Origin of the sequence: Stenotrophomonas sp. Iso1 (assembly GCF_027497995.1) — a bacterium.
GTDB lineage: Bacteria > Pseudomonadota > Gammaproteobacteria > Xanthomonadales > Xanthomonadaceae > Stenotrophomonas.
In genome coordinates, this window is the sequence record NZ_JAODBT010000003.1 from 47312 (window position 1) to 72535 (window position 25224).

Below are 25224 nucleotides of genomic sequence, written 5' to 3' on the forward strand. Positions count from 1 at the left end.
CCCGCAAACGGGAGAGGGGCTTACATCCTGCGCAGTGATGGCGAAAAGGCCCAAGCCCCAAGCAAAAATGATCTACTCCCCTCTCCCCCGCGCGGGAGAGGGGTTGGGGTGAGGGTGCTTTTCTAAGGGGTGAAGGTGCTTCTAAACGGCCGAAATGAGACCACTTCCAACCGCCCTTACCTCCCCCTAACAACCATTGCGGCATAGTGCCCGCATGCTCGAAGAACTACAGCGGCCGCTACCCCCGGCGCTGGCGAACAACGATGCGCTGTTTCTGGATGTCGATGGCACCTTGGTCGCGTTTGCCGACCATCCTGACAAAGTGATGCCAGCCGACGAACTGCCGCACCTGTTGTCCGTACTCGCGCTCCAGCTCAACGGTGCACTGGCTTTGGTCAGTGGGCGGAGTATCGCGCAGCTCGACACATTGTTCGCCCCGCTCCGCCTACCAGCCGCCGGACTGCACGGCGCCCAGTTGCGACGCCACGCCACGGACGAAACACCTCAATCTGAGACTGCCCATTGGCTGCACGCGCTGCATCTTCAGGCGGAGAAGCTGGCGCATCAACACCCCGGCATGCTGGTGGAAAACAAAGGCCAGGCGCTTGCCCTGCATTGGCGCAACGCGCCCGATGCAGCGGCAGCCGTCCACGCATTCGCGCATGCACAGCTTCCCCGTTTGCCCGGTGTTCGATTGCAGCCCGGCAACCACGTCATCGAGTTCATCACCGCCGAACACGACAAAGGCCAGGCACTGCTCGCACTGATGGATTCGGCGCCTTTCGCCGGCCGTCGCCCGGTATTCGTGGGTGACGATCTGACCGACGAGCACGGCTTCGCCATCGCCGAACAACTGCACGGCCACGGCGTTCTGGTCGGCACGCGTGCCAACAGCCATGCCCGTTATGCGTTGCCCAATGTGGCAGCGGTGCATGCCTGGCTACGCGATGCCGCACCTCATCCCATATGAACCCAGGAGGACATTCATGTACCAGGCCAACCTTGATCTGGCCGTCGTCGGCAATGGCAGCTACGGTGCATTGATCGATAAACGTGCACGCGTGGTCTGGGGTTGTCTGCCTGCGTTTGATGGTGATCCCGCGTTCTGCGCGCTGCTGTCCCCTCGCGATCATGACGGCGGTGACTTTGGCATCGAGCTGGAAGATTTCGCCGACAGCGAGCAGCACTACATCGCCAACACCGCCATCCTCCGCACCGTACTTCGCGACGCCCAAGGCGCTGAAGTAGAAGTCATCGATTTTGCACCGCGCTGGAAGCGCAATGGCCGCCTTTACCGGCCACCGAGCCTTATCCGTCGCATTCGCCCACTGTCGGGCAGCCCGCGCATTCGCGTGCGGGCGCGGCCGCTGGCCGACTGGGGCGCACGCGTGCCTGAAACCACCTGGGGCAGCAATCACATGCGTTGGTTGCTGCCCGAATTCACCCTGCGCCTGACCACCGACGTGCCGGTGCGCTTCGTTCGTGACGGCACGCCGTTTGTGCTCTCGCATCCCATGGAATTCATCCTCGGCGTCGATGAGACGCTGGACCGCACCCTCGCCGGATACGCGCAAGAAGCACAGCAGCGCACCACGGAGTACTGGCGCGAATGGGTGCGTTATCTCTCCATCCCGCTGGAATGGCAGGACGCAGTGATCCGCAGTGCCATCACCTTGAAACTGTGCCAGTACGAGGACAGCGGCGCGATCATCGCCGCCATGACCACCTCCATCCCGGAGGCACCAGGCAGCATCCGCAACTGGGACTATCGCTACTGTTGGCTGCGCGATGCCGCCTTCGTCGTGCGCGCACTCAACCGCTTGGGCGCCACCCGTTCGATGGAAGGCTTCCTGCACTACATCTTCAATCTCGCCACCAGCGATGGCAGCCTGCAGCCGCTGTATGGCATCGGGATGGAGGACAAACTGGACGAACACGAAGTGCCGTCCCTAGCCGGTTATCGCGGTATGGGCCCGGTACGACGCGGCAACCTGGCCTGGGTGCAGAAACAGCACGACGTCTATGGCTCGGTGGTGTTGGCTTCAACGCAATTGTTCTTCGACCAACGTTTGGAAGCACAGGGCGATGCCCACATGTTCGCGCGTCTGGAGCCGCTGGGAGAACGCGCCTTCGCCCTGCACGATGTCCCCGACGCCGGCTTGTGGGAGTTCCGTGGCCGCACTTCCGTACACACCTATACCTCAGCGATGTGCTGGGCAGCCTGCGACCGCCTGTCCAAGATCGCCAACCGCCTGCAACTGCACGAACGCACCACGCATTGGCGCGAACGTGCCGACGCCATTCAACAGCGTGTGCTGGCGCGCGGCTGGAATCCGCTGCGCGGCCATTTCACTGACACCTGGGACGGCCAGCATCTGGATGCCTCGTTGCTGCTGCTGGCCGACATCGGCTTCATCGACGCGATGGACCCGCGCTACGTTGCCACGGTCCACGCCATCGGCCGCGACCTCAAACATGGCAACGCGCTGTTCCGCTATATCGCCCCCGATGACTTCGGCACGCCGGAAACCAGCTTCACCATCTGCACGTTCTGGTACATCGACGCGCTGGCTGCCATCGGCCACCTGGAGGAAGCGCGTCAGATGTTCGAGAACGTCCTGGCACAGCGCAACCACGTCGGCCTGTTGTCAGAAGACCTGGCCTTCAGCGACGGCGAGCAATGGGGGAATTTCCCGCAGACCTACTCACATGTTGGGCTGATCACCGCCGCGATGCGCTTGTCGCGCAACTGGCAGGAGGCCTCGTGAGCCGTTTGGTTGTGGTCTCCAACCGGGTGGCCGTTCCCGGCGAATCCCGCGCTGGTGGTTTGGCTGTGGGCCTGCTGGCAGCACTGCAGGAACGCGGCGGTATGTGGTTCGGCTGGAGCGGGCGCAGCGTGCAGGGCGAAAGCGGCGACATGCACGAGCAGAGTGAAGGCAGCATTCGCTACGTCACGATGGACCTGTCCAAGAAGGATCTGGACAACTACTACAACGGTTTTTCCAACCGCACGTTGTGGCCACTGCTGCACTTCCGGTTGGATCTGGTGGATTACGACCGCAGCAAACGCGAAGGCTATTGGCGGGTCAACGCATTGTTCGCCGACAAGCTCGCGCCACTGTTGCGCGAAGACGACACCGTATGGATTCACGACTACCACCTGATTCCGCTGGCCGCGCTACTGCGCGAACGCGGCGTCGGTTGCCGTATGGGTTTCTTCCTGCATGTGCCGGTGCCGTCGGCTGATCTGATCCAGGCCTTGCCTGACCACAGGGCGCTGTTTTCCACGCTGTATTCCTACGATCTGCTGGGGTTCCAGACGCGGCGCGATGTGGACCGCTTTCAGTCCTATGCCCGCCTGTTCGGCGGCGGCAGGTTGATCGACGCGAACTGGATACAGGCGTCCGATGGCCGCCGCGTGCGCACGTCAGCGTTTCCCATCGGCATCGACACCGCTCACATCGCCCGGCAGGCGCGAACGGCTACCAGCAACAAATCCGTGCGTGCGCTGCGCCAAAGTCTGGAGAACCGCAAGCTCGCCATCGGAGTGGATCGGCTGGATTATTCCAAGGGTCTGCCCGAGCGCTTTCATGGCTTCGAGCACTACCTGCGCCGCTACCCGCAGCAGAAAGGCAACATGACTTACCTGCAGATTGCGCCGGTATCGCGCGGCGGCGTCAATGAGTACCGCAAGCTGCGCCTGGAACTGGAACAGCTGGCCGGCCACATCAACGGCAGCCACGCCGAAGCCGATTGGACGCCACTGCGTTACGTCAACCAGAACTACGCACACAGCACGCTCACCGGCTTCTATCGCGAGGCGGCGGTCGGCTTGGTGACACCGCTGCGCGACGGCATGAACCTGGTCGCCAAGGAATATGTAGCCTCGCAGAATCCTGACAACCCCGGCGTGTTGGTCTTATCGCTGCTGGCCGGCGCAGCGGATGAATTGAAGCAAGCGTTGCTGGTCAACCCACACGACCTGGATGGCGTAGCCGATGCCATCGCCACTGCCGCCAACATGCCCCGCGCCGAACGCATTGAACGCTGGCGGGCCATGTTTGAGCACCTGAGCACACATGACATCAACCGTTGGCGACAGGACTACCTGCAGGCGCTGGAGGACGTGCATTGAGCAGAGCCCGCGCTCACTCCAGGAACCGCCCTCTCTGCTCCGGCGTCGGCAGAAAACAGGTCTCATGCCGCCCAAACCAGCGATAGCGATTGCGCGCCAGCCACCGATAACCCCGATCGCGCAATGCCTTCGGAATCCAGCGCGCCACACCCGCCAACCGCCACACACCGCCCAGGCCGCTGATCACGCGCACGATGGCATCGGTATCGGTATATGCGGCGTCCCCTTTCACCAGCAGGAATGACAAGGGATCGTCCGGGTCCAACCCATGTGCCAGAAGCAAGCGACGCCCCTGTTCGCCCTGCATCGCGGCAAAGCGATAACGCCCCCTGCGATCAAAACGAAGCAGAAATCGCACCCAGCGACTGCACAGCGCGCAGACGCCGTCGAAGACGATTACCGCGCCCTCAGCCTTCATCGGGCAACGGTAGCAGCCAACCTTCGTAGCGAATCAACCGCCCGATCAGCGGCATCGAGACATCTACCAGAAATTCATAACGTCCGGCCTGTTCGCGCTCGCGGCATTGCACCTGCGCGAACCAGCGTGCCGGCAACGGCAGCAGGCCGAACGCCCAGGCCCGCTCAGCGCGCCACAAGATCTGCCCCGCTTCCTCGCGCAGGCCGAAACGGAAGCGCACTGCGCCCAACTGCTCGAACAAGCGCCCGCCGCGCTGCCACAGCCGCGAATGCATGCGCACCGGCCCGAACTGCCGCCTCCACTGTTCGCCGCGTGCCTCAACCTCGAACTCAACGCTCACCGGTACCGAGGACGTCGGCGGCAACCGCGCCAGCCACGCACAGGGAGCCACCAGCCAATGCGTACCCCGCAGCACCTCGCCCTGCCCGCTCCAACGCTGGCGGTGACGTACCGAATGCAATGCCCGCACCTGCGGCGACAGGCGTTCAAACGCCGGGCCCAGCACCTGCGCGAACAACGGCGAGGTCACTGCGCCATCCACACCAGAGTGGCGATGCGGCCGCTGCGGCGATCACGGCGATGCGAGAACCAACGCGCCGGGTCGGCGATGGTGCATAGGTCACCACCGTGAATGTCGGCCGGGTTCATCCCGACTGCCTGCAACCGCTGACGGGCCAGCGCGTACAGATCCACCCGCCAATGCCCGGGCCGGGTAGCGGTGAAGGCCGCTTCCGCCGCGGCCGAATGCGCCAGAAAAGCCTCGCGCACGTCGGTACCGATTTCGTAATGCGCCGGCCCAGCGGCCGGGCCCAGCCAGGCGATGACCGCCTCTGACGGGGCCTGCATCGCGGCCAGTGTTTGCTCCAGCATGCCGTCTGCCAGCCCGCGCCAACCGGCATGAGCGGCCGCCACTTCGCTGCCATCGCGCGCGGCAAACACCACGGGCAGGCAATCGGCGGTCAGGATCGCCAGCACCACGCCGGGAACCGAGGTCACCGCTGCGTCGGCCGTCGGCTCCGCTTCGATGCCCTGCGCCTGCGGCGGCGCATCGAAACGCAGCACGCCCGTACCGTGCACCTGACGCAGCCAATGCGGCGCCGACGGCAAACCCGCCAGACGCTCCAGCTCATCGCGGTTGCGTTGCACCTGCGCCGGGTCATCGCCATCAGCCGCAGTGCGGTTGCCCAGGTTGAAGCTGTCAAATGGCGGTAGCGAGCCGCCAGCACCGTGCCGCTGCGTGGTGAACGCCTGTACGCCTGCCGGCGCGGGCCATTCCGCCATCCACAGCGGCGATGCCGCGCACATCACCAACGGTTCCGGTCACGCTCGGCAAAGGCCTGCGTGTCTTCACGCAGCGCCTTCATCAACGCCAGCAGGTCGGCCGGCGTTGGTGCGGTGTTGCGGATGGATTCGCCGGTGATCGGGTGTACGAACTCCAGCGTCTCGGCATGCAGCGCCTGACGCTTGAAGCTGCGCAGCTGTGCGACCAGCTCATCGCTGGCGCCCTTGGGCAGCTTGAGCGCGCCGCCGTACAGCGGGTCGCCGATGATCGCGTGCTTCAAGTGCGCCATATGCACGCGGATCTGGTGAGTACGGCCGGTTTCAAGGCGGCATTCCAGCGCGGTATGGGCGCGGAAGCGCTCGCGCAGGCGGTAATGGGTGACTGCATCCTTGCCGTCCTCGCGCACGCCCATCTTCAGGCGGTCGCGCGGGTGCCGGTCAATGGCGGCATCTACGCTGCCACCGGACACCATGGCCCCAACCACCACGGCCAGGTACTGGCGGTGCACTTCACGCGCGGACAGCTGCTCGACCAGCGCGGTCTGCGCCTGCACGGTACGGGCCACGACCATCACGCCGCTGGTGTCCTTGTCCAGGCGGTGGACCACGCCGGCGCGCGGCACTTTGGCCATCTCCGCGTCGCGGAACAGCAGCGCATTGACCAGGGTACCGGTCGGATTGCCGGCGCCCGGGTGGACCACCAGGCCAGCCGGCTTGTCGATCACGAAGACGTGCTCGTCCTCATAGAGGATGGACAGCGGGATATCCTCCGGCTGCGCGGTGGTCTCCACTTCCAGCACCACGTTCAGGGTGGCCACTTCGCCGCCACGGACCGGATCGCGCGGCCGCGCGGGCTCGCCGTCCAGCAGCACCGCGCCGGTCTTGATCCACTCGGTCAGCCGCGAGCGCGAAAATTCAGGGAAAAGCTCGGCCAGCACCGCATCAAAGCGGCGGCCAGCGGCCGAATCGGGGACCTGCGCCTGGCGCAGGTTGGAGGAGGCGTTTTCGGACATGTTTAGACCAACGGAGACGAAATTGGGGGTCCTGACGGCAACAGTCAGTCGCAGGACAGGCCACTAGGCTATCATCGCCCCTTCGTATTCCTGCCGCGTCCTGCCCTGAACCCATGATCCGACGCTCTTCGCTGCTGTCCGCGCCCGTCCGCCTCACCGCCCTGCTGCTGGTTCTGGTTTTCGCCGCCACAGGCTGCCACCGCGGCGATAAGAAGAAGGACGCCGACGAAGGCGCCCCGGTTGAGCAGCTCTTCGAGAAGAGCCACAAGCTCATGGAAGGCGGCAACTGGTCCGGCGCCGAAAACAGTTTCAAACGCCTGATTGCGCAGTATCCGTACGGCCCGTACACCGAGCAGGCGATGATCGAAAGCGCCTACGCCCAGTACAAGGCTGGCAAGAACGACGACGCGGTCTCCAGCGTTGATCGCTTCATCCGCACCTACCCGACCCACCGCAATATCGCCTACATGTACTACCTGCGCGGCCTGGCCAACGGCAACCGCGACACGGTATTCCTGCGCCGCGTGTGGTCGCTGGACGCCAGCCGTCGTGATCTGTCCACCCCGCGCCAGGCCTACGCCGACTTCAACATCGTCGCCGACCGCTACCCGAACAGCCGCTACGCCGCCGACGCGCGCCAGCGCATGGTCGAACTGCGCGACGTGTTTGCCCAGCACGAGCTGGACGACGGCCTGTACTACGCCCGCCGTGGCGCCTGGGTGTCGGCCGCCGGCCGCGCCAACTACCTGCTGGAAACCTACCCGCAGAGCGCCTTCCAGTACGACGCCGTAGCGCTGCTGGGCGAGGCCTACACCCACCTGGGCAACAAGACCCTGGCCGATGACGCCCGCCGCGTGCTTGAGCTGAACCAGCCCCAGCACCCCTGGCTGGCCGGCAACTGGCCGAAGTACCCGTGGATGATCCGCAAGCTCAACCCGTTTGCTGGCGAAAAGTCGGTGGCCACTGGCCAGCGCAATGCCACGATGAGCAAATAAGCTCAGCGCTCCCGCAACGGACACAAGAAAGGGGCCTCACGGCCCCTTTTCTTTGGCTCTTCCCCCCTCGGATGGGCGAAGAGCCTTTTTCTTTGGATCACTGAGTCCGGCTGGGCTGATCCGCCCGCAGGCCAAAAGCCCGAGATGCGTGGCCCCTTCCGGGGCAAGTTTCCCCGCCCTTTTCCCCCATGCCGGGCGAAGGGACGCGGATTGCGAGCCACTGGCTCGGCATGACTGAACGCGCTGCGCTGCGCGAGGTGGGGACCCGGAGCGTGCGCCCCAAAAGGGCGGATGACAGCGCTTTGCGGCTTCCAGAGCGCTCCTACCGCTTGAGCACGCCCCAGGGGCCATCAGCCGCTCAACGTTACCTCACCCCCGATAACCATTACTGATCGGATACCGGCGCTCACGTCCAAAGGCCCGGCGCGACACCTTGGGCCCCGGCGCAGCCTGGTGGCGCTTCCATTCGCTGATACGCACCAGCCGCAGCACGCGATCCACCACGTCCGTCGCATAGCCGGCAGCCAGGATGTCCTCACGCGACTGTTCCTGGTCGATGTAGCGGTACAGGATGCCGTCCAGCACATCGTAGGCTGGCAGCGAATCCTGGTCGGTCTGGTTCTCGCGCAATTCGGCCGAGGGCGCCCGTGAAATTACCGCCGGCGGAATCACCGGCGCACCACCCACCGTATTGCGCCACTTGGACAGGCCATAGACCTCGGTCTTGTAGAGGTCCTTCAACGGCGCATAGCCACCGCACATATCGCCGTAGATGGTTGCGTAACCAACCGCGTATTCGCTCTTGTTGCCGGTAGTCAGCAGCAGGCCACCCAGCTTGTTCGACAGCGCCATCAGGATCACACCGCGACTGCGGGACTGCAGGTTTTCCTCGGTGACGTCGGCCGCCTGGCCTTCAAACATCCCCGACAGCGACTGCATCAATCCCTGGAACGCCGGCTCGATCGGCACGGTGTCCAGCTTCACGCCCAGCGCGCGGCATTGCTCCACTGCCAGATCATTGGACAAATCGGCCGTGTAGCGCGACGGCAGGCTCACTGCGCGGACGTTTTCCGCGCCCAGCGCATCCACTGCCAGCGCCAATACCAGCGCCGAATCGATACCGCCGGACAGACCCAGCCATACCGTGCTGAAGCCATTCTTGCGGCAGTAGTCCTGGATGCCACGGGTCACCGCGCGCCAGGCCAGCGCATCCATGCTCTCGTCGCCATCGTCGATCCAGCGCAACGGCGTGAAGCTGCGCGCAGCCACGTTGTATTCGACAAGCAGCATTTCCTCGGCAAATGCCACTGCCGCCGGATGCACCGTGCCGTCGCCGTCAGCCACCACCGATGCGCCATCGAACACCAGCGCATCCTGGCCACCCACGGTATTGAGATAGGCGATACCCACCCCGCCCTCGGCGCAACGTTCAGCCAGCAACGCATCGCGTTGGGCGTGCTTGCCACGCTCGTACGGCGAGGCATTGGGCACCAACAGCAGCTCGGCGCCGGCCTGGATGCTGCCCATCATCGGCTCAGAGAACCAAAGGTCTTCGCAGATCACCAACCCCACCTGCACGCCATTGACCTCGAACACGCAGTTGCCCCCGTCCGGGTCCACATCGAAGTAGCGCCGCTCGTCGAAGACCGCGTAGTTGGGCAGCTCGCGCTTGCGGTAGGTGGTGGCGACCGCACCATCGCGCAGCACGCTGGCGGCGTTGTAGACCACCGCCCCGGCGCTCTGCGGCCAGCCCACAACAGCGACGATGCCCTGCGTTTCGGCAGCGATGCGGCCCAACGCCTGCTCGCAATCGCGCAGGAACCCCGGGCGCAGCAGCAGGTCTTCTGGCGGATAACCGCTGATGGCCAGTTCCGGGAACACCACGACATCGGCGCCGTACTCATCGCGCGCCTCCTGCATCAGCTCAATGATGCGGCCGGTATTGCCAGCCACGTCTCCCACCGGGAAATCGAACTGGGCCATGGCGATGCGTAGCGATTGGGACATATCAACAACCTTCTGCTTGGCCCACGCACCCGGCGGGGGCTGGATTGACCGACATTTCGCGGAGGATGCTTTCGCAGACCGCGGCGGCATGCTTCAGGGCTTCATTATTCCAGAAGCGCAGCACGCGGTAGCCCCTGTCCCTCAGGAAGGCTTCACGTCTCGGGTCGTTGGGATCGGTTGCGTGCTGGCTGCCGTCCAGCTCGATGATCAATTTGTGCTCCAGGCAGATGAAATCGACGACGTAAGGTCCGACAGGATGTTGCCGACGGAACTTACCTCCCCGCAAACGGCGGTCGCGCAGGTAGTACCAGAGACGCCGCTCAGCATCGGTCATGCGCAGACGCAGGGCTTTGGCGGTGCCTGTCTTGTTTCCCTTGCGCATGGTTCGCTCCCTCTTATTGAAGAGAGAGACGATTGCTTGCTATCGGCGCAGGGGGGAATCGGTGATTTCAGTGTGTATTGCTCGGAAAGCTGCCCTCACCCCTACCCCTCTCCCGCAGGCGGGAGAGGGGACAGCAAAGCGCAAGCGCTGCAGCCTTCGTACTGTCTGCTTTGATAGATTTGCCTTTGCCTTTGCTTTTGCTTTTGCCTTTGCCTTTGCTTTTGCCTTTGCTTTTGCCTTTGCTTTTGCCTTTGCTTTTGCCTTTGCCTTTGCCTTTGGCCTTGGCTTTGGCTTTGGCTGTTGCTTTAGCCGTTTCAATAGCCGTTGCCCTGGCTGTTGCTCTTGGCTGTTGCTCTGCCTATTGCACTAGCTGCTACCCGGGCCTACTGCCATGCACGCTGCTCTGGCCGTTGCCCTCGCCGCTGCTCTGGCTGTTGCCCTGGCCGTTGCTCTGGCTGTTGCCTTGGCATGGCTTTAGCTTTCCCCTCTCCCGCCTGCGGGAGAGGGGAAGGGGTGAGGGCAAGCCCTTGCCTTTAAAAAGCCAAACAAAAAGGCCGCCCAAAGGGCGGCCTTCTCAAACCAACGTCGCAACTGAGTCTTACTTGACCAGCGCGGCGATGGCGGCACCCAGGTCGCCCGGCGAACGGACGGTCTTGACGCCTGCAGCTTCCATCGCTGCAAACTTGCCTTCAGCAGTGCCCTTGCCGCCCGATGCGATCGCACCGGCGTGGCCCATGCGCTTGCCAGCCGGAGCCGACGCGCCAGCGATGAAGCCGACAACCGGCTTCTTCACGAACTGCTTGATGTACTCAGCGCCGGCTTCCTCAGCGTCGCCGCCGATTTCGCCAACCATGATGATGCCTTCGGTCTGCGGGTCTTCGTTGAACAGCTTCAGGCAGTCGACGAAGTTCAGGCCGTTGATCGGATCACCACCGATACCGATGCAGGTGGACTGGCCCAGGCCGACTTCCGTGGTCTGCTTGACCGCTTCATAGGTCAGGGTGCCCGAACGCGACACGATGCCGATCTTGCCCGGCATGTGGATGTGGCCCGGCATGATGCCGATCTTGCACTCGCCCGGGGTGATCACGCCGGGGCAGTTCGGCCCAATCAGCACGGTGTCCGGATGCGAACGGGTCAGCACGTTCTTGACGCGCAGCATGTCCAGCACCGGAATGCCTTCGGTGATGCAGACGATGACCTTGATGCCGGCAGCTGCGGCTTCCAGGATTGCGTCGGCAGCAAATGCCGGCGGCACGTAGATGACCGAGGCATCAGCGCCGGTGCTCTGCACGGCATCAGCGACGGTGTTGAACACCGGCAGGTCAATGTGGATGGTGCCACCCTTGCCCGGGGTCACGCCGCCGACAACCTGGGTGCCGTACTCGATCATCTGAGTGGCGTGGAAGGTGCCCTGCTGGCCGGTGAAGCCCTGCACGATCACCTTGGTGTTCTTGTTGATCAAAACGCTCATGGGGTATTTCCTTCGGTGTCGTGGATCAGGCGGCGGCTTTGACAGCAGCGACGACCTTCTTGGCACCGTCGTTGATGTTGTCTGCCGGGATGATGGCCATGCCGCTGTCACGCAGCAGCTGCTTGCCTTCTTCCACGTTGGTGCCTTCCAGGCGCACCACGACCGGAACCTTGACGCCCACTTCCTTGACCGCAGCAATGATGCCTTCCGCGATCATGTCGCAGCGGACGATGCCGCCGAAGATGTTGACGAAGATGCCTTCGACCTTGTCCGAGGACAGGATGAGCTTGAACGCTTCAATGACGCGCTGCTTGTTCGCACCGCCGCCCACGTCCAGGAAGTTCGCCGGCTCGCCGCCGTTGAGCTTGATGACGTCCATGGTGGCCATGGCCAGGCCTGCGCCGTTGACCATGCAGCCGATGTTGCCGTCCATGGTGACGTAGTTGATGTCCATCTCCGAGGCCAGCACTTCGGTCTCGTCTTCCTGGGTCTTGTCGCGCATGGCAACCAGCGCCTTCTGACGGAACGCGGCGTTGTCGTCGCTGTCGAACTTGCCGTCCAGCGCGTACAGGTTGCCGTCGTCCAGGATGGCCAGCGGGTTGATTTCAACCAGCGCCAGGTCCTTTTCGTTGAACAGGCGGTACAGGTTCACCATGATGTTGGCGAACTGGCCGGCCTGCTTGGCGGTCAGGCCCAGCTTGAAGCCGAAATCACGGCCGTGGTAACCCTGCACGCCTTCAACGAAGTCGACGTTGAGCGAGTGGATCAGCTCCGGGGTTTCAGCGGCAACCTGCTCGATCTCCACGCCGCCTTCCGAAGAAGCGATGTAGGTGATGGTCTTGGTGCCACGGTCAACCAGCACCGACAGATACAGCTCCTTGACGATCTCACCGGCCGTGGTCACCAGCACCAGGTTGACCGGCAGCTCGACGCCTGCGGTCTGGTAGGTCGCCATCTTGGTGCCGAGCATCTTGGCCGCAGCGGCCTTCACGTCGTCGGTGGTCTTGCAGAACTTGACGCCGCCTGCCTTGCCGCGACCGCCAGCATGGATCTGCGCCTTGACCATCCAGGGGCCCTGGCCCAGCGACTGGGCAGCGGTAACCGCTTCGTCCGCAGTAGCCGCGACCTTGCCGGCCGGGACGGGAATGCCGTACTCGGCAAGCAGTTGTTTTGACTGGTATTCGTGGAAATTCATGCGTCACCGTGGGAATAGGAACGACCGCACGCATCTCCTCGGGCCCCGGCTGGGGCGCCAGCATGGACCGCGGCGGGCCCACTATTGTGGCTGAGCCGGCCGCAGCACGCAAAGAAGTCTGTACAAATGGCCAAGACCGGCACGTTTTTTGACGTTTTTTCAGCAACTTGCCAACTCGGCCGGTCGCCGGCTCGCGTGTCGTGCGCGAGCCGGCGCGCACCTATACTTCCCTGATTCGCCCTGGATAGGAGTCCGGCTTGGCCCCCAGCCCTTCGCTCATCGACCGGATCGAATCGATCCCCCGGCGCGAGCTGTACTTCTTCGCTCTGTACCGGGTGCTGGTGGCCTCCCTGCTCTGCGCCCTGGTGTTCGGCCCGCTGACACCGCTGGTGGGCGAAGCACACCACCCCTTGCTGGCGGCGACGGTCTCGATCGGTTACCTGATCCTCGCCGCCGCGTTGCTGCTGTGGGGCCGCAACGAGCGGTGGCTGCAGGCCATCGTGTTCTGGAGCGTGATGGTCGACATCGTGGCCGCCACCCTGCTCAGCCACGCGCTGCCGGGAGCGAGCGCCGGCATTTCGATGTCACTGCTGTTCAACATCGCAGCAGCCAGTCTGTTGCTGCCGCTGTCGCGCGCATTGCTGGTGGCCTTGCTCGCCGGCATCGCCAACGTCGCCGAGTTCCTCTGGGCCTCGTTCGAGGCCATCGACGCAACCCGCACGGTGGCCGAGCTGGCGATGTTCGTCACCAGCTACCTCGCCCTGGCCTTCATCTGCTATCAGATCGGCAACCGCACCCGCCGCACCCAGCAGTTGGCCGACCAACGCGGCGCCGAAGTGGCCAACCTGGTCGAGGTCAACGAACTGATCATCCGCCGCATGCGCACCGGCGTACTCGTGGTGGACATCAACGGCCGCATCACCCTGGCCAACGAAGCCGCCACCGCATTATTGGGTGACATGGAAGGCACCCTGGCGGCCGAACGCAGCACGCTGGCATCGGCATCGCCCGAGCTCGCACGCCGCCTGCAACGTTGGCGCAACGGCTCGCATGAAGAACAACAACCGCTGCAACTGGCACCGGAACAAGTGGAAGTGCTGCCGCGTTTTGCACGGCTGCTGGCCGACAGCGACATGACACTGGTGTTTCTGGACGACACCACGGTGGTGTCCAAGCGCGCGGAGTCGTTGACGCTTTCCACCCTGGGCCGGTTCTCGGCCAGCCTCGCCCACGAAATCCGCAACCCGTTGGCGGCAATCAACTACGCCACTCAGCTACTGGAAGAATCCGAAGACATCGGCGATGCCGACCGCCGACTGCTGAAAATCATTCACCAGCAATGCCAACGCACCAACGGCATCGTCGAAAGTGTGCTGGCACTGGCCAGACGCGAACGCGCCAACCCCGAAAATCTGGACCTGGCCGCCTTCGTGCGCCGCTTCGTGATTGAACACAAGCAAACGCTGTCTTCAGATACCGACAGTCTGGAAGTGATGATCCAGGAATCCTCGGTGCCGGCGATGATGGACCCACGTCACCTTCATCAGGTGCTCACCGCGCTGGTCCACAATGCGCTCAAGTACGGTCGTACTGCCGACGAGCCTGCGCGAGTGCGCATCCGCGTCGCGTCGGCCGAACGTCATGCCGTCATCGACATCATGGATCGCGGCCCGGGCATCGCCGACGGTGTCGCCGCGCAGCTGTTTCGCCCCTTCTACACCACCTCCGAACACGGCACCGGGCTGGGCCTGTATATCGCCCGCGAACTGTGTCGCGCCAATCAGGCACAACTGGACTATGTTTCGATCCCGGCCGGCGGTGCCTGCTTCCGCCTCACGCTCTCCACTGCCCAATCCACCTTCACTCGCGCCCTTTGATGCCCGCCTCTACGGCGGTCGGTTTGGAGCTCGGGGTATTCCTCGGCTATCGTTTTGTCCATGAATGCAACACACAGCGCCCTGATCGTCGATGACGAACGCGACATCCGTGAGCTTCTGGTTCTGACACTCGGGCGAATGGGCCTGCGCATCAGTACCGCAGCCAACTTGGCCGAAGCGCGGGAATTGCTGGCCAGCAACCCCTTTGACCTGTGCCTGACCGACATGCGCCTGCCCGACGGCAACGGCATTGAGCTGGTCACCGAAATCGCCCGCGACCATCCACGCACGCCAGTGGCCATGATCACCGCCTTTGGCAGCATGGATCTGGCCGTGGAGGCACTGAAAGCCGGCGCCTTCGACTTTGTCAGCAAGCCCGTGGACATCAACGTTCTGCGCGGCTTGGTGCGGCATGCGCTCGAACTGAACAACACATCCCGCGCCCCGCAAGCGCCACCGCAGGACAGCGCCACCCGCCTGCTCGGGGGCTCGGTCGCCATGGACGAACTGCGCACCACCATCGCCAAGGTCGCCCGCAGCCAGGCGCCGGTTTACATCCTGGGCGAATCCGGCGTGGGCAAGGAACTGGTCGCACGCACCATCCACGACCAGGGAGCCCGCGCCAACGGCCCGTTCATTCCGGTCAACTGCGGTGCCATCCCGGGCGAGTTGATGGAGAGCGAGTTCTTCGGCCACCGCAAAGGCAGCTTCACGGGCGCCCATGCTGACAAGCCGGGGCTGTTCCAGGCCGCAAATGGAGGCACGCTATTCCTGGACGAAGTCGCCGAGTTGCCGTTGCAGATGCAGGTCAAGCTGCTGCGCGCCATCCAGGAGAAATCCATCCGCCCGGTCGGTGCGTCCGCCGAAGTGCCGGTGGACGTGCGCATCCTGTCGGCCACCCACAAAGACCTGGGCACGCTGATACAAGACGGGCGCTTCCGCCACGACCTGTACTACCGCATCAACGTCATCGAACTGCGGGTGCCGCCGCTGCGGGAACGCCGTGGCGACCTGCCGCTACTGGCCACCACCATTCTCAACCGGCTCGCTCAGGGCCAAGGCCAGCAACCGCCACAACTCGCCCCCTCGGCGCTGGACGCACTGGCCGGCTATGCCTTCCCGGGCAACGTGCGCGAGTTGGAAAACATCCTCGAACGCGCCCTCGCCCTGGCTGACGATGACAACATCGGCGCCAGCGACCTGCGTTTACCCCAGCCCGTCAGTAGTACCCGCGCAGAACCGCCGGTCATCGCCAGCAGCGCATCGGCGGTCGAAGAAGACATCGAAGATATCGACAACGGCAACGGCGCCCTGCCCTCGTACATCGAGCAGATGGAGCGCGCCGCCATCCAGAAAGCGCTGGAAGAGAACCGCTGGAACAAGACCAAGACCGCTGTCCAGCTCGGCATCACCTTCCGCGCCCTGCGCTACAAGCTCAAAAAGCTGGGAATGGAATAGCGGCGCAGAACACCCTCATCCGGCGCTGCGCGCCACCTTCTCCCGCATGCGGGAGAAGGAATCACCGCAAGCCGACACCCTACGCACCACCATGACAAAAGCCCCTCTCCCGTTCACGGGAGAGGGGTTGGCGTGAGGGCGCTTTGTTTTTTGCCAGCGCCGCTCGGCACTACAGCGATAAAACCCGCATCAATCCTTGGTCACACGATTGATCTCGGCCAGGCTGGTAGTACCCGCAGCCGCCTTCACCAATGCCGACTGCCGCAGGTCATTCACCCCGACCTTCTGCGCCGCCTCGGCGATATCCATCGCGTTGCCGCCTTCCAGCACGATGGCTGCGATCTCATCGGTCATCGGCATCACCTGATAGATACCGGTACGTCCCTTGTAGCCCTCGGTGCATTCATCGCAACCGACCGGCTCAAACAGCTGGATGCCGCGATCAATCTGCTCCGCGGTGAAACCTTCCGCCAACAGCGCGTTCTCCGGCAACTGCTGCGGACGCTTGCAGTTGCTGCACAAACGGCGTGCCAATCGCTGCGCGATAACCAACGTCACAGACGAAGTGATGTTGTACGGCGCGATGCCCATGTTCATCAGACGCGCGATGGTCTGCGGCGCATCATTGGTATGCAGCGTGGACAGCACCATGTGACCGGTCTGCGCAGCCTTGATCGCGATTTCCGCGGTCTCAAGGTCACGGATTTCGCCGACCATGATGATGTCCGGATCCTGTCGCAGGAACGAACGCAGCGCCGCCGCAAAGGTCATGCCACGCTTGTTGTTCTGCTGCACCTGATTGACGCCGGGCAAACGGATTTCCACCGGATCTTCGGCGGTGGAAATATTGCGCGTGTCATCGTTGAGGATGCCCAACGCGGTATACAGCGACACCGTTTTACCCGAGCCGGTCGGGCCAGTGACCAGCACCATGCCGTAGGGCTTGTGGATGGCATCGAGGAACAACTTCTGCTGATCCGGCTCATAGCCGAGCTTGTCGATACCCAGCTTGGCGGCACTGCCGTCCAGGATACGCAGCACGGTCTTTTCGCCGAACAAGGTCGGCAGCGTGCTGACGCGGAAGTCGATCTGTTTGCTCTTGGACAGGTTGAGTTTGATGCGCCCATCCTGCGGCACGCGCTTTTCTGCGATATCCAGCTGCGCCATCACCTTCAGGCGCGCCGCGATACGCTGGTTCAACTTCACCGGCGCTTTGGCCACGGTCTTGAGCAGACCATCGATGCGGAAGCGCACACGGTAATCGTCTTCGTACGGCTCGAAATGGATATCCGAAGCGCCCTTGCGGATCGCATCCACCAGCACCTTGTTGACGAACTTGACCACCGGCGTGTCGTCGCCTTTGGCGTCGATACCCGAGTCGCCACCGCCGGACATATCCTCATCACCGGCACTGACATCCAGGTCGCCCACGTCGTCATCGTCGCCACCCAGCGCGCCGCCAATGCTGTCATTGCTCGCCAGCCACAGGTCCAGCGTGCGCCGGATCTGGTCTTCATCAACCAGAATCGGCTCGACCACCAGATTGGTGTGGAACTTGATCTCATCCAGCGGCTGCGTCGGGTTGTAGGTGCCCACAAACAACTTGCCGCCGCGCTTGAACAGCGGAAGCACCTGATGCTTGCGCAGCAGCTCCTCGCTGACCAGCTTCATCGCATTCTGGTTGGCGTCGAACACCGACACATCCAACAGCGGCATGCCGAATTCCATTGCATTGGCAGCAGCCATGTTCGCCGCAGAAACCAGCTTCTTGTCGGACAGCCACTGCGCCAACGGCACCTTGGCGTCCCCGGCCTGCGTCATCGCCGTACGGGCAACCGCCTCATCCAGCGCCCCGTCCTGAACCAGACGACGGGCAATCCCGGTGATGCCAACCAGATTGGCGGTGATGGCGGTATTCATGATTTCCCCTGGGCCGGACGGTAGCCCGGTGATTGTACGCACGGCTGCAGGCACATGTAGAGCCGAGCCATGCTCGGCTGGGATTCATCCCCAATCAGCCGCCAAAAGCCACTACGGCTTAAGACTGCAATTTCCCGCATCCATATCGCAACTAACACTTTGAACACCCGGAATTTTAGGTGTAGCGGAGATACTCACACCGATGACCGTTGCCGTATCTGCACTTTCACACGCACTCTGTGGTGCTGCATCCGGCACACCCTCGTCATAAAGCCTTGCCAAAGAAAAACGGGAGTAATTGATCATTTCCGCAAGGCAAGCGCTTTCCGCAGCCTTGACGCGGTATTGATTGTAGGAGGGAAGGGCAATGCTAGCCAACACTCCAATAATCGCTACAACGATCATCAGTTCGATTAACGTAAAACCTTCTAAATGGCGCCGCATCCTCTCCCCCTAAAAATCGCTACCTAACTCACATCGACCCAAGCAAGTGTCGCGCCAACTTCTTCGGGCATAACTTAATTACCGTCCACACAGCCACTCACCTCAACGGGATTCAAATACAACGGCGCAACGGATCATCATCAATCGCCAATCTGCAAAAAAAACAAGCCCTGCATATGCAGGGCTTGCCAGAAAAAGCGACGGATGCACCAAACAAAACACATCCGATTTCACCACCCGCTAATTACGGAGGAGTGGTGGTGGTGCAGGTGCCGGACTCCAAGCTGCAAACGGTGGTTGCAGCTGCGCGACCTGGCTCCTTGGGAACGAAGGTTGAAGCAGCAGCAGCAGCAACCTCATTGCCAGTGACATGCCCGGTGTGGCTACCGCTCACCGTCATACAAGCACCGGCAGTACCCGGCACCGGCAAAGTCATTTCCGAGTGATTTGCTGCAATCCAAGCATTAGCCCAAGCCTTTGCTTCGCCTGCGCATGAATTTTCAGCCGCCTTGACGCGGTAGTTGTTATACGCCGGCAGCGCGATGGCGGCCAGGATGGCGATGATCGCAACCACGATCATCAGTTCGATCAGGGTAAAGCCCTGTTGCTTCTTCATGAGTACATCCCCTAGAGGTTTGGATTGTGGGCATGGTTGCAGGCGCATGCCTGCTCGCATGGGGTTACAAAGCAGGTTGCGTGCCAACTGCTCAACACTCCCCTACTCCCCGGCGCAATGATGGCAGCATCGATAAAGAAGGGAAGCCCCAATAGTGCAATTCAGGAACAGCGCCACAGGCTGACCTCCCGCGTCACTTTGTGACGCAATCATTTGCAATGGACTGCGACCGGATTACACCGACCTTATGTGCGTGGCTGCAAGGTGTCGGCCCGCATCACATCTATTGGAAGAATGTTTGCCATAGAGCATGCCCCGTCCATGCAATAGCGGCTGGGATATCTGCAATTGCAGCTGCTCTGCGACCGGCGCCTTCAACGGCTTCGCGGCGGACGCCGCTCCTATACACGCTTGCTGTGTGCGGGCCGTCCGGTGGTCGGAGCTTCCCGGACAGTCGTCCATCGACACCCGGACGGAGGGAAGCGGCACCCCTATATGGTGCGGACGGGGCACGGATGTGACCGGTGCCGCCAAAGCCCATTGCCAGACTGTGCCTACGACCGCCTGACCAGCTACCATGCGGCTGTTGTCTGGCCTGGGGATGGCTGGACGGGGAGAGAAATGATGGCTGTTACCCGCAACGCGATCAGTAAAGAGACGGCTGGGCGTAGCACCAGTCAGATGCAGCCGTTTGTCTGGGAGGGAACAGACAAGCGTGGCGTAAAAATGAAGGGCGAACAGGACGCCAAGAACGTCAATCTACTCAGGGCCGAGCTGCGCCGCTTGGGCATCACGCCTACCGTAGTCAAGCCAAAGCCCAAGCCGCTGTTCGGCTCCGCCGGCAGCCCGGTCAAACCCAAGGACATCGCCTTCTTCAGCCGCCAGATGGCAACGATGATGAAATCCGGCGTGCCTATCGTCAGCTCGCTGGAAATCATTGGCAGCGGCCATAAGAATCCGCGCATGGCCAAGCTGGTGGGTACGATTCGTGCCGATCTGGAAGGGGGCTCGTCGCTGCACGAGGCCATCAGCAAGCACCCCGTGCAGTTTGATGAGCTGTATCGCAACCTGGTCAAGGCCGGCGAAGGCGCTGGCGTACTGGAAACGGTGCTGGAAACCATCGCCAACTACCAGGAAAACCTTGAGACGCTGAAGGGCAAGATCAAGAAGGCTTTGTTCTACCCCGCCATGGTGATCGCAGTGGCGCTGATGGTCAGCTCGGTATTGCTGATCTGGGTGGTGCCGCAGTTCGAGGACATTTTTAAGAGCTTTGGCACTGACCTGCCGGTATTTACCCAAATGATCGTAACTGCATCGCGCTTCATGGTTGGCTGGTGGTGGGCGATTCTGTTGGCGGTCATCGGCGTAGTTGGCGGCTCCATTTTTGCCTACAAACGGACACCAAAGATGCAGCACATGATGGATCACGTGATCCTCAAAGTGCCAATCATTGGTCAGATCATGCACAACAGCTCCATCGCTCGCTTTGCCCGCACCACAGCGGTGACATTCAAAGCGGGCGTGCCACTGGTGGAAGCACTTGGCATCGTCGCTGGTGCGACCGGCAACAAGGTCTATGAAGAATCGGTCCTTCGTATGCGGGACGATGTCTCGGTTGGCTACCCCGTCAACATGGCCATGAAGCAGGTGAATCTGTTTCCACATATGGTTGTGCAGATGACCGCCATCGGCGAAGAGGCTGGTGCCCTAGATACGATGCTGTTCAAGGTGGCCGAGTACTTCGAGCAGGAAGTGAACAACGCAGTGGATGCGCTCACCAGCCTGCTCGAACCGCTGATCATGGTGTTCATCGGCGTGGTCGTCGGCAGCATGGTGGTGGGCATGTACCTGCCGATCTTCAAGCTCGCCTCAACTGTTGGATAATTAACGCATGGCATTTCTCGACCAGCATCCCGGTCTGGGCTATCCCGCCGCAGTCGGACTGGGACTGCTGATTGGCAGCTTCCTCAACGTGGTGATCCTGCGCTTGCCCAAGCGCATGGAGTGGCAATGGAAGCGCGATGCGCGCGAGATCCTCGGTGAGCCGGACATCTATGAACCGCCGCCCCCGGGGATTGTGGTCGAGCCGTCGCACTGCCCGCACTGCAAGCACAAGCTGAGCTGGTACGAGAACATCCCGCTGTTCAGCTGGTTGATCCAGCGCGGCAAGTGCCGGCATTGCCAGGCGCCGATCTCGCTGCAATACCCACTGGTAGAGCTGGTCACCGCACTCATGGTGCTGGCCAGCGTGTGGCAATTCGGTTTCGGCTGGCAGGGCTTTGGCGCGATTGTGCTGAGCTGCTTCCTGGTGGCCTTGTCTGGCATCGACCTGCGCACCCAATTGCTACCCGACCAGCTCACCTTGCCGCTGATGTGGCTGGGCCTGATCGGCAGCATGGACAACCTGTACATGCCGGCCAAGCCGGCATTGATCGGCGCGGCCGTTGGCTATCTATCACTCTGGACGGTGTGGTGGCTGTTCAAGCAGCTCACCGGCAAGGAAGGCATGGGCCACGGCGACTTCAAGCTGCTGGCGGCGCTTGGTGCGTGGTGCGGCTTGAAGGGCATCCTGCCGATCATTCTGCTGTCCTCGCTGGTCGGCGCCATCATCGGCTCGATCTGGCTGTACTCACGCGGCCGCGACCGTGCCACGCCCATTCCGTTCGGGCCGTATCTGGCGATTGCCGGCTGGCTGGTCTTCATGTGGGGCGACCCGATGATTGATGGCTACAAGCGGATAGCAGGTTTTTAGCACCAAGCCTTGAAACGGCGATGTAGGCTGCAATGCCTATGAGGTCAGCCTTCGCCCAAAGCGTCGAAGGCCGCCCATTTACAGCAGCTGCCCCTGCACTGCGGGGCAGTTGTAGGGCCAGCCTTGCAGCCATCGCCCAAGACCGCACAAAGCGCCGCTTCCTTGCAAAATGAAATGTGGAGCTGATCCATGAGCGATTTCATCGTCGGCCTGACCGGCGGCATTGCCTCCGGCAAGAGCGAGGTCAGCCGTCGCTTTGAGGCACTCGGAATTGTCGTGGCCGATGCCGATATCGCAGCGCGCGAAGTCGTCGCCCAGGGCAGCCCCGTACTTGCAGAGATCGCACAGCGGTTTGGCGCCGACATCCTGCTGGCTGATGGCAACCTGGACCGCGTCCGGTTGCGCCAGCACATCTTTGCCAACACCGAAGAACGACGAGCGCTGGAGGCCATCACTCACCCTGCCATCCGCGCCCGTGTGCGTGAGATTTGCAGCGCGGCTGAAAGCCCTTATGCGATTGCAGCGATTCCCCTGCTGACCGAAGTCGGCGGGCGCGCAGCCTACGATTGGCTGGATCGCATCCTCGTGGTGGACGCGCCCGAGGCCGTCCAACATGCACGCCTGCTACGTCGAGACAATATTGATGCTGCGCTTGCGGATCGCATGATCCTGGCGCAGGCCAGTCGTGCGCAGCGTCTGGCCTTGGCTGATGACGTGGTCGTCAACAATTCAGATCCGAACGCATTGGATGCCGAAGTATCGCGACTGCACACTCGCTATTTGACACTGGCCTGCTCTCTAAAGCACCGCCCCCGCGCGCAAGCTCCAAGGTAATCCCGGTCTCCCGCGCGATCCGTATCGAAGATGCCAGTACAACTCTCGTAAATCGCAAATTTAAGCACTGCTCGCTTGATCAACAATGTGAATTGTTTTTCTATGATCAAGGCGCAATTCAGAGAACCCGCGCCAAGTTCATACATACCAAGGAAGACAGATGAAAGAACTGAACATAGCCGAAATTAAGACCGTATCTGGCGGCGTCGAGCAGTGCCCAGCCCCATGGGGAAACAGTCGGCTGACCACATCCCCCGGCACGATCAAAACCAAGGGCTCTAATCCATTTGCTCCCGGCAGTGGCGGCGGAATTCCTTACGTAAAATACCAAGAAATTTAAGTAGCCCAGGCCCGCTCATTTTTGAGCGGGCCTGCTCCGATGCCGATGATGAAGAATCTACATTGCTTCAAACCTCAGCGTCGCAACTACACCACGTTCAGCTCCGGGATGGATCTCTGCAGTCCATCCATACAAAACACATAATCGACTGACGATAGACAGACCTATCCCCCCCCCTTGCGAATGCCCGGCATACGTTCCGCGATAACCGCGCTGAAACAGACTGGCGGCATCCTTCTCACTCAAACCGGGACCGGTATCGATCACCTCCACCGCGCCAGCGCCCACGCGCACCAACACGCGGCCTTCCTGCGAGTACTTGACCGCGTTGCCGATCAGATTACCCAGCGCGACCGATAGCGCCGCTTCCGGCGCATCGACGACCAGATCCCGCTCGCCCTCAAGCTCCAGCTCCAGCGGCTTGCCACCCAACTGCGCGCGATGTGCATCTAGCAGTTGCTCAGCCACACGCGCCACGTTACTACTGCCATGCCCCCGCTCATTGCGTGACAACAACAGCAACGAGCCAATCAAGTCACTACACTGCTGTTCGGCACGTTGGATCCGCTGCAAACGTTGCAACACTTTCTCATCCAGTCCTGGACGCGCCAACAGCAATTCGGTAGCCCCCCGAATCACAGCCAGCGGCGTGCGTAATTCATGACTGACATCCGCATTGAATTCACGATCGCGCTGCACAACTTCGGTGAGTCGAGCCGAATAGTCATCCAATGCCTCTGCCAACTGCCCAACCTCGTCGTCAGGAAAACGCGGCGCCAGAGGCTCCGGATGCGTGTTACCGCCTCGATAGGCACGCAAACGCGCCGCCAGATCTGATACCGGACGCATCACCCGCGAAGCTGACCACCAACCCAATACCCACGACAGCAAGCTGAAAACAACCACTGACAAGAGTAGTGCGCGCTTGAGTTGCTGCTCGCCGCGAATGCTATCGGTCATGTTGTAAGCGAGGAAGAACCAGGCATCCGGCGTCTTTCGTACTGCCAATTTGTAGGAGAACGAATTTCCCTGTTCATCAACGCCCGAGAGCCCATGGATACCGTCCCTGAACTCATACCAATCCGGTTCTTCCGCACGTAACGCTTCAAACTTATCCGGCTTGATCAGACGTGCCCGCATCTGCTGCAAAGGAAGATCTGGATTGCGACTGGGGTCCGTCGCATATCGGCGCGCGTACTCGTTGATGTTTCGATTCATCACATCCTCGACCAACTGGTTCTCCACGCGCTGACGCGCCCAGTTCGTCGCAAACGCAAAAAGTGCCGTCAGGCAGAAGCCCAGCAGCACGAAAGAAACGATGATGCGGCTGCGCAAGCGGCGACGGTAACGCCCCCGCTTGCGAACAGGCTCAGGCAATGCAGCTTCAGGCATCGGGAGCGCAGATACGGTAGCCGATGCCATGGCGCGTCTGGATCATCGGGACATCGAACGGCTTGTCCACCACGGCGCGCAGCCCGTGAATATGCACACGCAGCGAGTCCGAATCCGGCAGCTCTTCGCCCCATACGCGGGTTTCCAGCTCCTGCCGGGTCACCACGGCCGGCGAGGCCTCCATCAGTGCCTGCAGGATCTTCAATGCGGTGGGATTGAGCTGTAGCAACTTGGCCTGACGACGCACTTCCAGCGTATCCAGGTTGTACTCCAGCTCGCCGACTTCCAGCACGCGCGTGTGTGCGCCCTTGCCACGGCGCGACAGAGCGTTGAGGCGAACTTCCACTTCCTGCAGCGCGAACGGCTTGATCAGGTAGTCGTCGGCGCCGGAGTCAAAACCGGCCAATTTGTTGTCCAGTGAATCGCGCGCGGTAAGCATGAGCACCGGCGTCTGCTTGCGCGCATCGTTGCGCAGCTTGCGGCAGACTTCGATGCCGTCCATGCCCGGCAGATTGAGGTCGAGCACGATCGCATCGAAATCATGCACCACGGCCAGATGCAGGCCGGTGACGCCATCGGCGGCGAAATCCACCGTATGGCCGCGATCCTCGAGGTAATCCCCCAGGTTTGCCGCGATGTCGCTGTTGTCTTCGATTACAAGAATGCGCACGTGTGCGGGTACCTTATGTCT

Annotated in this window: 23 protein-coding genes and 1 pseudogene; 11 read left to right on the forward strand and 13 right to left on the reverse strand. The window is 62.0% G+C overall.

Annotation, left to right across the window (positions count from 1 at the left end):
- Nucleotides 1-214: 214 nt before the first annotated feature.
- From otsB to otsA, 3 genes are read left to right on the forward strand one after another with little or no spacing between them, the layout of a single operon-like run.
- Complete coding sequence (otsB, locus tag PAN08_RS13140; protein ID WP_269791962.1) at nucleotides 215-970, forward strand: trehalose-phosphatase; 756 nt, start codon at nucleotides 215-217, stop codon at nucleotides 968-970.
- A 16-nt stretch (nucleotides 971-986) separates the two neighbouring features.
- The gene (locus PAN08_RS13145) at nucleotides 987-2768 is read left to right on the forward strand and encodes a glycoside hydrolase family 15 protein (protein ID WP_269791963.1); all 1782 of its coding nucleotides are present in this window, start codon (nucleotides 987-989) and stop codon (nucleotides 2766-2768) included.
- Nucleotides 2765-4135: an alpha,alpha-trehalose-phosphate synthase (UDP-forming) gene (gene otsA, locus PAN08_RS13150; RefSeq protein ID WP_269791964.1), complete on the forward strand. Its 1371-nt coding sequence runs from the start codon at nucleotides 2765-2767 to the stop codon at nucleotides 4133-4135. The genes PAN08_RS13145 and otsA overlap by 4 nt, the downstream gene beginning before the upstream one ends.
- A 13-nt stretch (nucleotides 4136-4148) precedes the next feature.
- Here otsA and PAN08_RS13155 read toward each other — a convergent pair whose 3' ends face one another.
- Genes PAN08_RS13155 through rluD form a run of 4 tightly spaced genes read right to left on the reverse strand, consistent with a single transcriptional unit; the run spans nucleotide 4149 to nucleotide 6847 of the window.
- Nucleotides 4149-4553 (reverse strand): thiol-disulfide oxidoreductase DCC family protein, encoded by a 405-nt coding sequence (locus PAN08_RS13155; protein ID WP_269791965.1) that lies wholly within the window; start codon nucleotides 4551-4553, stop codon nucleotides 4149-4151.
- Nucleotides 4543-5082: a DUF4166 domain-containing protein gene (locus PAN08_RS13160; protein WP_269791966.1), complete on the reverse strand. Its 540-nt coding sequence runs from the start codon at nucleotides 5080-5082 to the stop codon at nucleotides 4543-4545. The genes PAN08_RS13155 and PAN08_RS13160 overlap by 11 nt, the downstream gene beginning before the upstream one ends.
- Entirely contained in the window at nucleotides 5079-5858 is a 780-nt protein-coding gene (pgeF, locus tag PAN08_RS13165; RefSeq protein ID WP_269791967.1) for a peptidoglycan editing factor PgeF, read from the reverse strand. The genes PAN08_RS13160 and pgeF overlap by 4 nt, the downstream gene beginning before the upstream one ends.
- A complete protein-coding gene (rluD, locus tag PAN08_RS13170) occupies nucleotides 5858-6847 on the reverse strand; it encodes a 23S rRNA pseudouridine(1911/1915/1917) synthase RluD (protein ID WP_269791968.1) in 990 nt (329 codons plus the stop codon). Before rluD ends, pgeF begins: the two co-directional genes overlap by 1 nt.
- 113 nt (nucleotides 6848-6960) lie before the next feature.
- Here rluD and PAN08_RS13175 point away from each other — a divergent pair, with 113 nt between their 5' ends.
- Entirely contained in the window at nucleotides 6961-7842 is an 882-nt protein-coding gene (locus tag PAN08_RS13175; protein WP_269791969.1) for an outer membrane protein assembly factor BamD, read from the forward strand.
- A 369-nt stretch (nucleotides 7843-8211) separates the two neighbouring features.
- On the opposite strand, the gene PAN08_RS13180 is transcribed toward PAN08_RS13175, so the two are convergent.
- Nucleotides 8212-9849 (reverse strand): NAD+ synthase, encoded by a 1638-nt coding sequence (locus PAN08_RS13180; protein ID WP_269791970.1) that lies wholly within the window; start codon nucleotides 9847-9849, stop codon nucleotides 8212-8214.
- 1 nt (nucleotide 9850) lies between these two features.
- Complete coding sequence (locus PAN08_RS13185) at nucleotides 9851-10231, reverse strand: endonuclease domain-containing protein (protein WP_269791971.1); 381 nt, start codon at nucleotides 10229-10231, stop codon at nucleotides 9851-9853.
- Here PAN08_RS13185 and PAN08_RS13190 point away from each other — a divergent pair.
- The gene (locus PAN08_RS13190) at nucleotides 10230-10601 is read left to right on the forward strand and encodes a hypothetical protein (protein WP_269791972.1); all 372 of its coding nucleotides are present in this window, start codon (nucleotides 10230-10232) and stop codon (nucleotides 10599-10601) included. The genes PAN08_RS13185 and PAN08_RS13190 overlap by 2 nt on opposite strands.
- A 228-nt stretch (nucleotides 10602-10829) precedes the next feature.
- Here the strand turns inward: PAN08_RS13190 and sucD are convergent, their stop codons facing one another.
- On the reverse strand, nucleotides 10830-11705 hold the full coding sequence (sucD, locus tag PAN08_RS13195) for a succinate--CoA ligase subunit alpha (protein ID WP_269791973.1): 876 nt from the start codon (nucleotides 11703-11705) through the stop codon (nucleotides 10830-10832).
- 25 nt (nucleotides 11706-11730) lie between these two features.
- Entirely contained in the window at nucleotides 11731-12900 is a 1170-nt protein-coding gene (gene sucC, locus PAN08_RS13200; protein ID WP_269791974.1) for an ADP-forming succinate--CoA ligase subunit beta, read from the reverse strand.
- 257 nt (nucleotides 12901-13157) lie between these two features.
- Here sucC and PAN08_RS13205 point away from each other — a divergent pair, with 257 nt between their 5' ends.
- A complete protein-coding gene (locus PAN08_RS13205; protein WP_269791975.1) occupies nucleotides 13158-14777 on the forward strand; it encodes an ATP-binding protein in 1620 nt (539 codons plus the stop codon).
- A gap of 60 nt (nucleotides 14778-14837) precedes the next feature.
- Complete coding sequence (locus PAN08_RS13210; RefSeq protein ID WP_269791976.1) at nucleotides 14838-16235, forward strand: sigma-54 dependent transcriptional regulator; 1398 nt, start codon at nucleotides 14838-14840, stop codon at nucleotides 16233-16235.
- Between the two features lie 189 nt (nucleotides 16236-16424).
- On the opposite strand, the gene pilB is transcribed toward PAN08_RS13210, so the two are convergent.
- The 3 genes and pseudogenes from pilB to PAN08_RS13225 form a co-directional block, all read right to left on the reverse strand.
- Complete coding sequence (gene pilB / locus PAN08_RS13215) at nucleotides 16425-18155, reverse strand: type IV-A pilus assembly ATPase PilB (protein ID WP_269791977.1); 1731 nt, start codon at nucleotides 18153-18155, stop codon at nucleotides 16425-16427.
- Nucleotides 18156-18266: 111 nt separating this feature from the next.
- Nucleotides 18267-18599, reverse strand: a complete 333-nt coding sequence (locus PAN08_RS13220) for a prepilin-type N-terminal cleavage/methylation domain-containing protein (RefSeq protein ID WP_269791978.1) — start codon at nucleotides 18597-18599, stop codon at nucleotides 18267-18269.
- A gap of 526 nt (nucleotides 18600-19125) precedes the next feature.
- Nucleotides 19126-19215 (reverse strand): annotated as a pseudogene (locus PAN08_RS13225) (prepilin-type N-terminal cleavage/methylation domain-containing protein); the annotation flags it as partial.
- Nucleotides 19216-19839: 624 nt separating this feature from the next.
- Here PAN08_RS13225 and PAN08_RS13230 point away from each other — a divergent pair.
- The 4 genes from PAN08_RS13230 (at nucleotide 19840) to PAN08_RS13245 (ending at nucleotide 23141) form a co-directional block, all read left to right on the forward strand.
- Nucleotides 19840-21099 (forward strand): type II secretion system F family protein, encoded by a 1260-nt coding sequence (locus PAN08_RS13230; RefSeq protein ID WP_269792320.1) that lies wholly within the window; start codon nucleotides 19840-19842, stop codon nucleotides 21097-21099.
- Nucleotides 21100-21106: 7 nt separating this feature from the next.
- On the forward strand, nucleotides 21107-21967 hold the full coding sequence (locus PAN08_RS13235) for an A24 family peptidase (protein WP_269791979.1): 861 nt from the start codon (nucleotides 21107-21109) through the stop codon (nucleotides 21965-21967).
- Nucleotides 21968-22156: 189 nt separating this feature from the next.
- Nucleotides 22157-22801 (forward strand): dephospho-CoA kinase, encoded by a 645-nt coding sequence (gene coaE / locus PAN08_RS13240; protein ID WP_269791980.1) that lies wholly within the window; start codon nucleotides 22157-22159, stop codon nucleotides 22799-22801.
- Between the two features lie 160 nt (nucleotides 22802-22961).
- A complete protein-coding gene (locus PAN08_RS13245) occupies nucleotides 22962-23141 on the forward strand; it encodes a hypothetical protein (protein ID WP_269791981.1) in 180 nt (59 codons plus the stop codon).
- Nucleotides 23142-23198: 57 nt separating this feature from the next.
- On the opposite strand, the gene PAN08_RS13250 is transcribed toward PAN08_RS13245, so the two are convergent.
- Both PAN08_RS13250 and PAN08_RS13255 read right to left on the reverse strand, forming a co-directional pair.
- Nucleotides 23199-24533, reverse strand: coding sequence for a HAMP domain-containing sensor histidine kinase (locus PAN08_RS13250; protein ID WP_269791982.1), 1335 nt, complete (start codon nucleotides 24531-24533; stop codon nucleotides 23199-23201).
- Nucleotides 24526-25203 carry a response regulator transcription factor gene (locus PAN08_RS13255; protein ID WP_269791983.1) on the reverse strand — a complete coding sequence of 226 codons (678 nt, stop codon included), beginning with the start codon at nucleotides 25201-25203 and terminating at the stop codon, nucleotides 24526-24528. Before PAN08_RS13255 ends, PAN08_RS13250 begins: the two co-directional genes overlap by 8 nt.
- Nucleotides 25204-25224: the final 21 nt, after the last annotated feature.

Bases quoted from the DNA above. Each gene is read 5' to 3' on its own strand.
- pilB (WP_269791977.1), bottom strand. From the start codon at position 18,155: ATGAATACCGCCATCACCGCCAATCTGGTTGGCATCACCGGGATTGCC.
- sucD (WP_269791973.1), bottom strand. From the start codon at position 11,705: ATGAGCGTTTTGATCAACAAGAACACCAAGGTGATCGTGCAGGGCTTC.
- PAN08_RS13230 (WP_269792320.1), top strand. From the start codon at position 19,840: ATGGCTGTTACCCGCAACGCGATCAGTAAAGAGACGGCTGGGCGTAGC.
- PAN08_RS13235 (WP_269791979.1), top strand. From the start codon at position 21,107: ATGGCATTTCTCGACCAGCATCCCGGTCTGGGCTATCCCGCCGCAGTC.
- PAN08_RS13180 (WP_269791970.1), bottom strand. From the start codon at position 9,849: ATGTCCCAATCGCTACGCATCGCCATGGCCCAGTTCGATTTCCCGGTG.
- pgeF (WP_269791967.1), bottom strand. From the start codon at position 5,858: ATGTGCGCGGCATCGCCGCTGTGGATGGCGGAATGGCCCGCGCCGGCA.
- PAN08_RS13190 (WP_269791972.1), top strand. From the start codon at position 10,230: ATGGTTCGCTCCCTCTTATTGAAGAGAGAGACGATTGCTTGCTATCGG.
- PAN08_RS13210 (WP_269791976.1), top strand. From the start codon at position 14,838: ATGAATGCAACACACAGCGCCCTGATCGTCGATGACGAACGCGACATC.
- sucC (WP_269791974.1), bottom strand. From the start codon at position 12,900: ATGAATTTCCACGAATACCAGTCAAAACAACTGCTTGCCGAGTACGGC.
- PAN08_RS13155 (WP_269791965.1), bottom strand. From the start codon at position 4,553: ATGAAGGCTGAGGGCGCGGTAATCGTCTTCGACGGCGTCTGCGCGCTG.
- PAN08_RS13175 (WP_269791969.1), top strand. From the start codon at position 6,961: ATGATCCGACGCTCTTCGCTGCTGTCCGCGCCCGTCCGCCTCACCGCC.
- PAN08_RS13145 (WP_269791963.1), top strand. From the start codon at position 987: ATGTACCAGGCCAACCTTGATCTGGCCGTCGTCGGCAATGGCAGCTAC.
- PAN08_RS13185 (WP_269791971.1), bottom strand. From the start codon at position 10,231: ATGCGCAAGGGAAACAAGACAGGCACCGCCAAAGCCCTGCGTCTGCGC.
- otsB (WP_269791962.1), top strand. From the start codon at position 215: ATGCTCGAAGAACTACAGCGGCCGCTACCCCCGGCGCTGGCGAACAAC.
- PAN08_RS13245 (WP_269791981.1), top strand. From the start codon at position 22,962: ATGAAAGAACTGAACATAGCCGAAATTAAGACCGTATCTGGCGGCGTC.
- PAN08_RS13250 (WP_269791982.1), bottom strand. From the start codon at position 24,533: ATGCCTGAAGCTGCATTGCCTGAGCCTGTTCGCAAGCGGGGGCGTTAC.
- PAN08_RS13220 (WP_269791978.1), bottom strand. From the start codon at position 18,599: ATGCGGCGCCATTTAGAAGGTTTTACGTTAATCGAACTGATGATCGTT.
- rluD (WP_269791968.1), bottom strand. From the start codon at position 6,847: ATGTCCGAAAACGCCTCCTCCAACCTGCGCCAGGCGCAGGTCCCCGAT.
- coaE (WP_269791980.1), top strand. From the start codon at position 22,157: ATGAGCGATTTCATCGTCGGCCTGACCGGCGGCATTGCCTCCGGCAAG.